This window comes from Neisseria sp. P0014.S002 (genome assembly GCF_051958295.1).
Lineage (GTDB): Bacteria > Pseudomonadota > Gammaproteobacteria > Burkholderiales > Neisseriaceae > Neisseria > Neisseria flavescens_B.
The window spans coordinates 182,210-193,814 of the sequence record NZ_JBQCVO010000001.1 but is presented as its reverse complement, the minus strand read 5'-3'; the positions used below and the strand labels follow the sequence as shown (position 1 = coordinate 193,814).

Below are 11,605 nucleotides of genomic sequence, written 5' to 3'. Positions count from 1 at the left end.
GTTTCATTTGCTTTGAGAATCAATCAAGCAAGATTATTTTTCAGCTTCTTCAAAGCCGACGACTTCAAAGCCGACGACTTCGAGGCCGAAGCCGGTGAGGCCGGTGAAGGAGGAAGGCTGGCCGAGGACGCGTAGTTTTTTGACGTTGAGGCCGGCGAGAATTTGTGCGCCTATGCCGTAGCTTTTACTGTCCCATTTGTAGGCTTGGTTTGCGCCTTTGGGCAGGGTGCGGTCGAGCAGGGTGGCACCGTCTTCGGTACGGTGCAGGAGGATGACTACGCCGCTTTCGGCTTGTTGGATGCGCTCAAGGGCTTTGGGCAATGACCAGGAATGGCGCGGGTTAGCTTGGATGAAGTCCATCACGGTGAAGGGTTCGTGGACGCGGACGAGGGTTTCTTCGTCGGCGGTTGGTGTGCCTTTGACGAGGGCGAGGTGGGTTTCGCCGGAGAGTTTGTCGACGTAAACGTGTTGTTGGAACTCGCCCCACGGGGTTTGTACGGGTGCGTTACCCATGTCTTCGAGCAGGCTTTCGGTACGGCTGCGGTATTCGATGAGGTCGGTAATAGTGCCGATTTTGAGATTGTGTTCTTCGGCGAACTTCATCAGTTCGGGCATGCGCGCCATGGTGCCGTCGTCGTTGATGATTTCGCAGATGACGGCGGCGGGAATCAGGCCATTCATTTGTGCCAGGTCAACGCCGGCTTCTGTGTGTCCTGCGCGGACGAGTACGCCGCCTTTTTGGGCGCGCAGTGGGAAGATGTGGCCGGGTTGGACGATGTCTTCTGGTTTGGCGGATGGGGAAACGGCGGTTTGAATGGTCAGGGCGCGATCGGCGGCGGAGATGCCGGTGGTAATGCCGTGGGCGGCTTCGATGGAGACGGTAAAGTTGGTGCCATATTGCGCGCCGTTTTTCTGGGTCATCATGGGCAGGCCGAGTTTTTCGACCATTTCGCCGTCCATCGGCAGGCAGACCAAGCCGCGTGCGTTTTTGATCATGAAGTTGATGGCTTCAGGGGTGACGAATTGGGCGGCCATCAGCAAGTCGCCTTCGTTTTCGCGGTCTTCGGCATCGGTGATGATGACCATTTTGCCGGCTTTGATGTCTGCTAGGATTTCGGGGATGGTGGAGATGTGGGACATGGTATTTCTTTCTTGGCTGATGGTGGGGGCGTGGCGGTCTTGGTGGTCTTGATCCAGCCACATGTCAGGCATATTGGCTGCCTGCTCGATTTTTCGGGCTTTTTTCTCGCCGAAAGATTTGTTTTTCAGCAGGGCGGACAGCTCGCCTTGGTTGATGGCGATGGCTTGGGCAAACTTGGTCTGCTGGCCGTTGTGGTGTTGTGTTATCCATTGCCGCAGGTTGTGGCGGCGCAGGTCGGTGGTGTTCATGATGAGATGAAATTGAATTGTGTGTAATGAATTGTAGTCTTGTCTTTACCAAAAGGCAAACTTTGTTTGTTGAGATTTTGTTATTACTTTTTAGTAATGAAATTTATTGTTTCAGACGGCCTGGGTAGGGCTTGAAATTGACGGTTTTGGGAGAATATGGGGAATGTTCTGATGATTATTTTAACGGGGGATGTTTGAAATGAAAATGCTTGGGCGCGGATTGGTCGTGCTGGTGTTGTGTGCGCTGACGGCTTCAGGCGGCTGGTTTTATGCCTTGCATGGTCAGAACGAAGAACATCAGGTTTTATCCCGTGAAGGGGTTTTGATGCAGATTAAGCAGATGAACCGCTTGGAAAGTACGGCATTTTATATCGATACGATTATCCGTACGGAGAAAAAAGGGGATTGGCGAAGGCTGTGGCAGGATTCACAAAGCGGTATTTTTATTGTGCGCGGTAAGGTGTTGGCCGGTTTGGATTTGGATAAGTTAGGCGCGGACAATGTTAATATTGTGGATGACAAGGTGTTGATCAGCCTGCCGGCGGTGGAAATCTTGAGTGTGGATTTGGAAAATATCGAAGTGTACGATATTCAGACCGGCTCGTTTAATTTGCTGCCTATGGATAAGTCGGTATTTAAGACGGTGCAGGAAGAGGCGAAACGGCAGGTATTGCAAAGCGCGTGCAAGGCTGAGATTTTGGAACATGCCAACCGTCAGGCGCAAACGCAGTTGGAAAACCTGTTTGCATTGACGCAGACGAAGGTGTCGGTGTATCCGGCTGCGGTAGGGAAGTGCGGTTAATATGCGTTATCTTGACCGATTGATTGAACATTGTATACAAGCAAAAAAGCTTGTGCCTGACCGTACCTTTGAATTTACAACGTTGGAACAATTGCCCAGTCATGGATGCTTTATTTATGTTATTCAACAGATTGAAGGCGACATTAATACAACTTTTCAGCAATTTCAAAATTTTCGCTTACTTAAAACACATGCCTGCGCAAAATTAAATCGCCCAAGTCAGGTTCTATACGTAGGGTCTTCACGCCACAGTATTCGGAATAGATTGGCACAGCATTTGGGCTTCGGGCATAAAAGTACCTATGCATTGCATTTAAATCAATGGTATCAAGGCCAATATAAAATAACGATTCATCAATATGCCGATACACTTCCCGCTGATGTGCTGCAATTGATTGAAGACGATCTTGCTGATCAATTACAGCCGGCATTTGGTAAATCAGGTGCCAACAATAAATAGCACGCATATGAGTGTAGAACATGTAATAGCAAAGATTGACAGGGTTTGGCTCAATTGTTATTTTGCCGCCATTCTCCCATTTTGCTGTATTGTTCATACCAATAGATTACTTGAAAAGATAAGGCCGTCTGAAAAATTTTCAGACGGCCTTTGTTTCATCAAGCCATTTAACCGCGTTGTAAAACGGCGGTATTGATGTATTTTTGAATACCGGTGGCAATGGCTTGGGCGCATTGCTGGCGGAAGGACTCGCTGCCGAGCAGCCGCTCTTCGGTAGGGTTGGAGAGGAAGGCGGTTTCCACCAAAATGGACGGAACATCCGGCGCGCGGAGGACGGCGAAGTTGGCTTCGTCAACGCGGCCTTTGTGCAACTGGTTGAGTTTGCCCAATTCGGTCAAGACGGAATGGCCGAGCTTGCGGCTGTCGCGCAGGGTCGCAGTTTGGGTCATGTCTAAAATGGCATTGTCGACGTTGCGGTTGCCGCTGGTTTGTACACCGCCGATGGCATCGGCATTGTTTTGGGTTTGTGCAAGGAATTTTGCCGCCGAGCTGGTCGCGCCTTTGGTATTGAGCATGTACACGCCGGTACCGCGAGCAGACGGGCTGGTAAAGGCATCGGCGTGGATGGATACGAATACATCAGCATTGCGCGCACGGCCTTTGGCAACGCGTACGCCCAATGGGATAAAGATGTCTTCGTTGCGCGTCATGAATACGTTGTAACCCAAGGCTTCGAGGCGTTTTTTGGTTTCGCGTGCGATGGAGAGTACGACGTTTTTCTCTTTGAGGCCGCTCGGGCCGATTGCGCCGGGGTCTTCGCCGCCATGGCCGGGATCGATCATAATCACAGGACGGCGGTTGCCGCCGCTGCCGCGATTGCTTTTAGGTGCAGGGGTGTCGTATGCGATATTGGTATTCGGACGTTGTTTGGGGATATTGCCGTTGAGCAAGGCCATCATCGGGTCGTTAGCATCTGTGCCGTGCGGATAAAGGTCGATAACCAAGCGGTTTCTGAAGTTGCCGACAGGGGCGAGTGCGAAGACTTGCGGATGGGTGCTTTGTTTGAGGTCGATGACGATACGCACGGTGTTGGGCGTATTTTGACCGGCGCGAATGCTGCGGATAAAAGGGTCGTTAGACAGCACTTTGCTGGAAATGCCTTGCAGGACGCTGTTGATTTCCGCACCTTGAATATCCACGACCAACCGGCTGGGGTTGTCCAACATAAAATGTTGGTATTTCATCGAGTGGTTGCTCTCAAGGGTGACGCGTGTGTAGGCGTGCGCCGGCCAAATGCGGACGGCAAGGAATTGCGCAGGAGAGGCCGGTTTGGCCAATGCGGCACCAACGGGCGTGAGGGTGAGAAATAGTCCTGTGCCTTGACGGAGAATGTGTCTTCTAGTTAATTTGACCATGATTCTAAACTTTTTCGGCCTTGGTTTGTGTGGGCGGAAAAGGTGCAGGTTCTGCCCTTATCGGTGTACGTCAATGTAATGGTAATGTCTGCCGGAGGCGTGAATTCCCCGCCTTGCTGCGGCCATTCGATGAGGCAGATGCTGTCAGGCGCAAACAATTCGTCCAAACCGGCATCTTCCCATTCCTCGGGCATGGTAAAGCGGTAGAGGTCGAAATGGTGGAGGGTGAATGTATCCAGCGGATAAGATTCGACAATGGTGTAAGTCGGGCTTTTGACTGCGCCCGTATGTCCAAGTCCGCGCAAAATCCCGCGTGTCAGCGTGGTTTTGCCTGCACCCAGCCCGCCTTCAAGATAGATGGTCAGCGGAGCGGAAAGCTGCTTGCTCCATTCTTCACCCAGTTTCAGGGTTGCTTCTTCATCGGGCAGAAAACGGGTGTACAGTCCGTTTGAGTGCATGGAATAGGCCTTGTCGTTCAAAAGGCTTAATTATGATGGAATTGGCGGCGTTTGCAAACCTGATAGACGATAAAGTTAGATAAAGATAGTGTTGAGGCCGTCTGAAAACGGAATTCAGACGGCCTTTAATGTTAAAATGAAAATATCTCCCACAAAATTGCGAGACAGCTTATGCCTTTATCCATAGACGAACAATTATTGCCGCACCGCAATGCCATCGACAGCATCGATGCGGAAATCCTCCGTTTGCTCAACGAGCGCGCCGGGCATGCGCATGCTATCGGCGAATTGAAAGGGACAGGCGCGGTGTACCGTCCTGAGCGGGAAGTGGCCGTTTTGCGCCGGATTCAGGATTTGAACCGCGGCCCTTTGCCGGATGAATCGGTCACCCGGCTGTTTCGTGAGATTATGAGCGAATGTTTGGCAGTGGAGCGTCCGTTGACGATTGCCTATTTGGGCCCGATGGGAACATTCACCCAACAAGCCGCCATCAAACATTTCGGCCACGCCGCACACACCATGGCGTGTACCACCATCGACAACTGCTTCAAACAAGTTGAAACGCGCCAAGCCGATTATTTGGTGGCGCCGGTGGAAAACTCGACCGAAGGCTCGGTGGGCCGCACTTTGGATTTGTTGGCTGTAACCGCTTTAAAAGCCTGCGGCGAAGTGGTTGTCCGCATTCATCACAACCTGCTGCGTAAAGACAGCCATGAAATCGGCGGCATTACCAAAGTTTTCGCCCATGCCCAAGCCTTGGCGCAATGCAATGACTGGCTTGGCCGCAACCTGCCCAATGCCGAACGTATCGCCGTAGCCAGCAATGCTGAAGCAGCGCGTTTGGTTGCCGAATCTGACAGCCCGAATGTGGCCGCCGTTGCTGGACGTATCGCCGCGGAAATTTATCAGTTGAGCTTTGTCGCCGAGTGTATCGAAGACGAGCCGAACAACACCACGCGCTTCTTGGTGATGGGCCATCAAGAAACCGGCCGCAGCGGCAACGACAAAACTTCTTTGGTCGTATCTGCGCCCAACCGTGCCGGTGCCGTTACTTCTTTGTTGCAACCCTTCACCGAGTTGGGCATTTCCATGACCAAATTTGAAAGCCGCCCAAGCAAATCGGTTTTGTGGGAATACCTGTTCTTCATCGATATCGAAGGCCACCAAAGCGATGAAAATGTCCAAAAAGCCTTGCAGCTTTTGGGCGAACGCGCTTCCTTCGTGAAAGTTGTCGGCTCTTATCCGACCGTTGTTTTGTAAGGATTATTGGGTATTGAAGGCCGTCTGAAAAGTTTTCAGACGGCCTAAATTATGATCTCAATAGTTGCCATTTATGCAACATTATTGGCAGATTGATGTCAGTAAGTTTGCATGATTGGAAATGAACCTTCTATAATCCGAACGTTTTTAATATTTTCATGCAAAGAAAGGAGCAAGCCATGACACGCAATACTTCAATCTGCTCAATCACATTCTTTGCAGCCCAAGCGTCGGTCTGACTTTCGGATAACGCTTTTCGCATTCCATGTCGCCCGCTTCGGGCTGCTTTCCCTACGATTATCGGCTAGAAACCAGGCCGTCTGAACATTTCGCAGACGGTAGATACCTATTGTCATCTGTTGACGGTTTCTATCCGTTTTAAAGAAAGCATAAACACATGGGCAATTATCCCCATCATATTCAAATTATTGCCGATTCAAATACATGGATTGAAGGCAACGCTGTCGCACAGCTCGAAACCACCGCCCGATTACCGCATATGCTGCGCGTTGCCGGAATGCCGGATTTACACGCCGGGCGCGGTTATCCGGTTGGCGCGGCATTTTTCAGCGACCGTCATTTTTATCCTGCCCTGATTGGGAACGACATCGGTTGCGGCATGGCGTTTTGGCAGACCGATTTACGCGCAGCCAAACTCAAACCGGCCAAACTCGCCAAAGAGCTGGGCAATATCGATATGCCGTTGGATAAAGACGAACAGGTCGATTTGCTAGGTGACGCTGTCGATATGCGTCAGTTTTCAGACGGTCTTGCCGTGGGTACGATTGGCGGCGGCAACCATTTTGCCGAGTTGCAAACCGTTGATACCGTTTATCGCGCCGATCTGCTTCCGCCTAATTTTGATGAAAACCATCTGCAACTGTTGGTGCATAGCGGTTCGCGCGGATTGGGTCAACAGATTTTGCAACGCCATATTGCCGCCTTTGGGCATCAAGGTTTGGCGGAAGAGGGCGAAGCGGCGGCAGCCTATCTTGCCGAACACCAAACAGCCCTTGAATTTGCCAGCCTTAACCGCCGTTTGATTGCGGCCAGAATGCTCGACCGTTGGTGCGCAGAAGGAACATGCCTGCTCGATGTCCATCATAATTTTTTGGAACAAACTAAGATTGACGGCACAACCGGTTGGCTGCACCGAAAAGGCGCAACGCCCACCGATAAAGGCTTGGTCATGATACCCGGCTCACGCGGCGATTACAGCTATCTGGTCCGACCTGCAGAAGACTGCCAAATTTCGTTGAACACATTGGCGCACGGCGCAGGTCGGAAATGGCAGCGCGGCGAATGCAAAGGCAGGCTGTCGCATAAATATACTGCTGACAGCCTGCGCCAGACCGAATTTGGCAGCGTAGTCGTTTGTCAGGATAAGGCACTGATTTTTGAAGAAGCGCCGCAGGCTTATAAAAGCATCGACAGTGTTATTGCCGCCATGAAAAACGCCGGTTTGATTGAATTGGTCGCGCGGTTCAAGCCTGTTTTGACTTATAAAACCGGCGGCGAGTGTGGAGCGTAAAGATGAAACAGAATACACCAGCGATTTATCTGCAAATTTCCACCGCGCAAGGGCCCGCAGAGTGCCGTATATTTGCCCGTTTCGTCTTAGGTAAATTACTTGCCGAAGCTCAAGCAAAAGGCATTGATGCCGAACTTGTTACCGAAACCGCCGATATGTACGGAATTTTGTCGGCAACACTCAAGCTGGAAGGGCAGAAAGCCGAAAGTTTGGCGCAAACTTGGCAGGGGACGCTCCAATGGATATGCCCCAGCCCTGTCCGTCCGAAACATCCGCGCAAAAATTGGTATATAGGGGTTTTCCGCTTGCCCGATATGCCGCAGATGTATGAAATGCCGTCTGAAAACGGAATCGAGTTTCAAACCTGTCGTTCGGGCGGCAAGGGTGGGCAACACGTCAATAAAACCGAAAGCGCCGTCCGCGCTACCCATAAAGAAAGCGGCATTTCCGTGCGGGTCGAGAGCGAGCGCAGCCAGCACGCCAATAAAAAATTGGCGGTCATGTTATTGGCGCAAAAGCTGGCGGAGCATCATGCCGGACAGGCAGGAAATTTTGCGCAGGAGCAGCACGCGCAACTCTATCAAGTTGAGCGCGGCAATCCGAAAAGGACGTTTGTCGGAGCGACGTTTAAGGAGAAGTAATTTGCCTGCCGGATAAGTAGGCATTTAAAACATAAACTAAAGGCCGTCTGAAAACTTTCAGACGGCCTTTTATCGGTTTATCGATTAGCGTTCGCTTAACGCTTGTTTCATACGTGTGATCGGTTTGATCAGGTATTGGAAGATGGTTTTTTCACCGGTTTTGATGTCCACCGTTGCAACCATGCCCGGAATAATCGGCATAGGTTTGCCGTTTTTGTCTTTCAGGGAGTTGTTTTCGGTTTGGACGAGAACACGGTAATAGACTTGGTTCGGGTCGAGTTTCAAGTCATTGGCACGGTTTTGCATGGAGTTGCTGACGGTATCAGCACCGACGAGGGTAACCTTGCCTTCCAAACCGCCGTAGATGGAGTAGTCGTAGGCGCTGACTTTAACCAATGCAGGTTGGCCTGCGCGGATAAAGGCGATGTCTTGCGGGCGGATATAGGCTTCGACCAGCAGTTTGTCGTCAACCGGGACGATTTGCATAATGTCTTCGCCTGCGTTCACAACGCCGCCGATGGTGGTAACTTTTATGCCTTTGACGATGCCGCGCATAGGCGCGCGGATTTGCGAGCGTTCAACCGGGTCAGCACGCATGGCAACGTTTTCTTTGGATTGCGCCAGCTCGGATTCGGCTTGCAAGAGTTCGTTGTTGGCATCGGCTTTGTAGCGGTTGCGGCGTTCGGAGATTTGGGTGGCCAAGTCTGCGGAATCGCGGCGCATTCTTAAAAGTTCGACTTCGGAAACCACACCTTCGGCAACCATAGGCGCAGTAATGGCGATTTCGCGGTCAAGTGCGGCCTTGCTTTGGGAAAGGCCGCTGACGGCGTCGGTCATGGCTTGACGGCGTGCTTTGTAGGCGGCAATTTCGCGACGGCGAAGCTCAGGGCCCACGCTGTCAGGGAAGGATAGCTTGGTGCCGTAAGCTTCGGCTTTAAGTCGGGCAACGGTGGCTTCGAGGTTTTCGACTTTGGCTTCGCTTTCACGCAAAACGGCGGAGCTGCGTGTGTCGTCGAGTTTCATCAGAATCTGATCTTTCTCGACCATATCGCCTTCTTTAACCATGATTTCGGTTACGATGCCGGGGTCGAGGCTTTGGATGACTTGCTCACGGCTGCTGGGAATGATATTGCCGTTGCCGCGGGTCACTTCTTCGACAGGGCTGTTGTATGCCCAGACGACGAAGACAACCAAGAAAAGGAAGAATAGGATGATGACCCAAAATTGGCCGCTGTGTTTTTCTTTTTGAAGGGCGGCATTGAGGTCGTTGATGAGGTGTAGGTCTTTGGATTTGACGTTGTTTTCGCGGCTCATAATCGTGTATCTTTATTGTGTTTGGTGGATTGTAACCATTAGGGCAGGCCGTCTGAAAGAGTAAGTAGGTTTCAGACGGCCTTTTGCTTTATTGTGCTGCAGATTGAGGGGCGGCGGCAGCTTGTTGTTGCTGCTGTTTGACTGCAGCAGCTTGTTGCTGTTGTTGTTTGACGTTGGCTGCTTTGGCCTGTTCGTTTTGCATGAGTTTTTGCAATACCAGGTCACGCGGGCCGTCCATCACGACTTTACCATTATCCATCACAATGATGCGGTTGACGATTTGCAGCACTTGCGGACGGTGCGTCACTAAAAGCATGGTACGGTTGCGACCCCATTGGGCAATGGCATTGAGTGCCATACGTTCGGTAGCTTGGTCCAGACTGGTGGTCGGCTCGTCCAGCAAGACGACTTTCGGGTTGCGCAAGGTCATGCGTGCCAGGGCGATGATTTGTTTTTGACCGCCGGACAAGCCCAAACCGTCTTCACCCAAAGGCATATCCAAACCGCGCGGATGGTTGCGGATGATTTTGTCGAGGCCGAAGCGGTTGAGTGCAGTCAGTAAGTCTTGGTCGGTAGAGTAGCTGCCGGTGCGCGCCAAGTCCATGTTTTCACGCAATGTGCCGAGGAACAGGCGTGGCGATTGGCTTAACAGCAGGACTTGATCGCGCAGGAAATTGGGGTCAAGCTGGCGCATATCGACGCCGTCAAGGGTAACGTTGCCTTTTTCAGTGTCGTACAGACCGCTGGCCAGTTTGAGCATGGTGCTTTTACCGCTGCCGATACGGCCCAAAATACCGACTTTTTCGCCCGGTTTGATGGTCAGGCGCAAATCTTCGACAGCGCTGTTGTTGTCGGCTTGATATTTGAACGATACGTTTTCAAAGGTAATACTGCCTTGAACGTTGTCCAAAGTAATGTATTTGCGTTCCGGATTACGCTCGATAGGGCGGGTAACGATGTCGTTGACGCCTTTGAGGGCAAGTTTGGCCTGTTGGAAGCGGGTAGCCAAACCGGCAATTTGTGCCAATGGTGCCAAGGCGCGGCCGGACAGAATCACGGAGGCAATCAATGCACCCATGGTAATACGTTCCGCATGGTTGTCGGCATGAATCAAATAGGTACCGACAACGACCAAGAAGACGGTATTGAGCTGCTGCATGGCAACGGCGAAGTTGACCATGAAGTTGCTGGTGTCTTTGACTTTGATGGAAGAAGCGGAAGTTTTGGCGGTGTATTCGTCCCAACGTTGTTGCGCCCAAGATGTGGCGTTGTTGGTTTTCAGGGTTTCGATGCCTTCGATGGCTTCAACGGCAAGGCCGGAGCGTTGCGAACCTTCTTTCATCGATTCGTTGATGTGGCGAGAGAGCGGGCGTTGTACGACAAAACCGACAATCACGACAATCGGAATGATGGTTAAGGGAACAAGTGCCAGTTTGCCGCCGACCATGGAAATCACGAAGATAAACAGCAACAGGAAAGGCAAGTCGACAATAGTCAACAAGCTGGCACTGGTCATAAACTCGCGCACGGCTTCAAATTCGCGCAAATTGCTGGCGTATGAACCGGAAGAAGCTGGACGGTCTGCCAGACGCAATGCCATCACGCGGCGGAACAGGGCGGAGCTGATGATCAGGTCGGCTTTTTTGCCGGCAATGTCGGTCAAATGACCGCGAATCATCTTGGCGGCAAATTCAAACAAAATCGCCAAGACCACGCCGATGCTCAATACCCACAAGGTTTCATAGGCTTGGTTGGGAATCACGCGGTCGTACACGTTCATCACATACAGGGAGCTGACGAGCGCAAGGAAGTTGATGATAATGGTGGCCAAAATGACTTGGTAGTAGTAGCTGCGGAAACGCCAAATAACTTTCCAAAACCATGCTTTGGGCAAATGGTATTCAGGCAGCTCTGAGCGCATATCGGTAGCCATTTTGGGTTTGATAAACCAGCAGTAGCCCAAATACAGGCCGGAGAGCTGTTCGTGGCTGAGTTCCTGTTCCAAACCGTCTACTTGGCGGATATGGTATTTGCGCTCTTGTCCTGAACCTTCGATTTTGGTGATGACCGCGGCCTCTTCGTTGTGCAGGATAATCATGACCGGCACGGCGAGCGAGGGAATATCTTCCAGATTGCGTTTGGATAAGGTGTTTTCAAAGCCGTGGCTGCGCAGGACTTCGACCAGCGAGTGATAGTTGACCTTGAGCTTTTTGTCGCGCACGACTTCGGCGGACAAAGCGGCTTCGGATACGGGCGCACCCAAAAGGCGGGTCACTAAAACGATATGTTCAATGATGGCTTTCATATTTTTTCGCGTAATGTTTTTGGTTTAACC

10 protein-coding genes are annotated in these 11,605 nt (G+C 51.5%); 5 read left to right on the top strand and 5 right to left on the bottom strand.

What is annotated here, in order from left to right:
- Nucleotides 1-33: 33 nt before the first annotated feature.
- The gene (ribBA, locus tag ACTHSX_RS00910) at nt 34-1,389 is read right to left on the bottom strand and encodes a bifunctional 3,4-dihydroxy-2-butanone-4-phosphate synthase/GTP cyclohydrolase II (RefSeq protein WP_440376576.1); all 1,356 of its coding nucleotides are present in this window, start codon (nt 1,387-1,389) and stop codon (nt 34-36) included.
- A 190-nt stretch (nt 1,390-1,579) separates the two neighbouring features.
- Between ribBA and ACTHSX_RS00905 the strand changes: the two genes are divergently transcribed.
- Nucleotides 1,580-2,191 (top strand): DUF4230 domain-containing protein, encoded by a 612-nt coding sequence (locus tag ACTHSX_RS00905; RefSeq protein WP_440376577.1) that lies wholly within the window; start codon nt 1,580-1,582, stop codon nt 2,189-2,191.
- A gap of 1 nt (nt 2,192) precedes the next feature.
- Entirely contained in the window at nt 2,193-2,651 is a 459-nt protein-coding gene (locus ACTHSX_RS00900) for a GIY-YIG nuclease family protein (protein WP_295846946.1), read from the top strand.
- A 167-nt stretch (nt 2,652-2,818) separates the two neighbouring features.
- Here ACTHSX_RS00900 and ACTHSX_RS00895 read toward each other — a convergent pair whose 3' ends face one another.
- Together ACTHSX_RS00895 and tsaE are read right to left on the bottom strand one after the other, a co-directional pair.
- On the bottom strand, nt 2,819-4,066 hold the full coding sequence (locus tag ACTHSX_RS00895) for an N-acetylmuramoyl-L-alanine amidase (protein ID WP_440376578.1): 1,248 nt from the start codon (nt 4,064-4,066) through the stop codon (nt 2,819-2,821).
- Nucleotides 4,054-4,524, bottom strand: coding sequence for a tRNA (adenosine(37)-N6)-threonylcarbamoyltransferase complex ATPase subunit type 1 TsaE (gene tsaE, locus ACTHSX_RS00890; RefSeq protein ID WP_063076419.1), 471 nt, complete (start codon nt 4,522-4,524; stop codon nt 4,054-4,056). The genes ACTHSX_RS00895 and tsaE overlap by 13 nt, the downstream gene beginning before the upstream one ends.
- A 171-nt stretch (nt 4,525-4,695) precedes the next feature.
- Between tsaE and pheA the strand changes: the two genes are divergently transcribed.
- The 3 genes from pheA to prfH all read left to right on the top strand — a co-directional run bounded on the left by pheA (nt 4,696) and on the right by prfH (nt 7,956).
- Complete coding sequence (pheA, locus tag ACTHSX_RS00885) at nt 4,696-5,784, top strand: prephenate dehydratase (protein WP_440376579.1); 1,089 nt, start codon at nt 4,696-4,698, stop codon at nt 5,782-5,784.
- A 397-nt stretch (nt 5,785-6,181) separates the two neighbouring features.
- Nucleotides 6,182-7,315 carry an RNA ligase RtcB family protein gene (locus ACTHSX_RS00880; protein ID WP_440376580.1) on the top strand — a complete coding sequence of 378 codons (1,134 nt, stop codon included), beginning with the start codon at nt 6,182-6,184 and terminating at the stop codon, nt 7,313-7,315.
- Nucleotides 7,316-7,317: 2 nt separating this feature from the next.
- Nucleotides 7,318-7,956 carry a peptide chain release factor H gene (prfH, locus tag ACTHSX_RS00875; protein ID WP_440376581.1) on the top strand — a complete coding sequence of 213 codons (639 nt, stop codon included), beginning with the start codon at nt 7,318-7,320 and terminating at the stop codon, nt 7,954-7,956.
- An 84-nt stretch (nt 7,957-8,040) separates the two neighbouring features.
- Here the strand turns inward: prfH and ACTHSX_RS00870 are convergent, their stop codons facing one another.
- A complete protein-coding gene (locus tag ACTHSX_RS00870) occupies nt 8,041-9,270 on the bottom strand; it encodes an HlyD family type I secretion periplasmic adaptor subunit (protein ID WP_070607767.1) in 1,230 nt (409 codons plus the stop codon).
- Between the two features lie 88 nt (nt 9,271-9,358).
- Nucleotides 9,359-11,575: a type I secretion system permease/ATPase gene (locus tag ACTHSX_RS00865; RefSeq protein WP_440376582.1), complete on the bottom strand. Its 2,217-nt coding sequence runs from the start codon at nt 11,573-11,575 to the stop codon at nt 9,359-9,361.
- Between the last annotated feature and the right edge of the window lie 30 nt (nt 11,576-11,605).

Excerpts from the sequence above, each read along its gene's own strand:
- ACTHSX_RS00865 (WP_440376582.1), bottom strand. The coding sequence starts at position 11,575 with ATGAAAGCCATCATTGAACATATCGTTTTAGTGACCCGCCTTTTGGGT.
- prfH (WP_440376581.1), top strand. The coding sequence starts at position 7,318 with ATGAAACAGAATACACCAGCGATTTATCTGCAAATTTCCACCGCGCAA.
- ACTHSX_RS00900 (WP_295846946.1), top strand. The coding sequence starts at position 2,193 with ATGCGTTATCTTGACCGATTGATTGAACATTGTATACAAGCAAAAAAG.
- pheA (WP_440376579.1), top strand. The coding sequence starts at position 4,696 with ATGCCTTTATCCATAGACGAACAATTATTGCCGCACCGCAATGCCATC.
- ribBA (WP_440376576.1), bottom strand. The coding sequence starts at position 1,389 with ATGAACACCACCGACCTGCGCCGCCACAACCTGCGGCAATGGATAACA.
- ACTHSX_RS00870 (WP_070607767.1), bottom strand. The coding sequence starts at position 9,270 with ATGAGCCGCGAAAACAACGTCAAATCCAAAGACCTACACCTCATCAAC.
- ACTHSX_RS00880 (WP_440376580.1), top strand. The coding sequence starts at position 6,182 with ATGGGCAATTATCCCCATCATATTCAAATTATTGCCGATTCAAATACA.
- ACTHSX_RS00905 (WP_440376577.1), top strand. The coding sequence starts at position 1,580 with ATGTTTGAAATGAAAATGCTTGGGCGCGGATTGGTCGTGCTGGTGTTG.
- tsaE (WP_063076419.1), bottom strand. The coding sequence starts at position 4,524 with ATGCACTCAAACGGACTGTACACCCGTTTTCTGCCCGATGAAGAAGCA.
- ACTHSX_RS00895 (WP_440376578.1), bottom strand. The coding sequence starts at position 4,066 with ATGGTCAAATTAACTAGAAGACACATTCTCCGTCAAGGCACAGGACTA.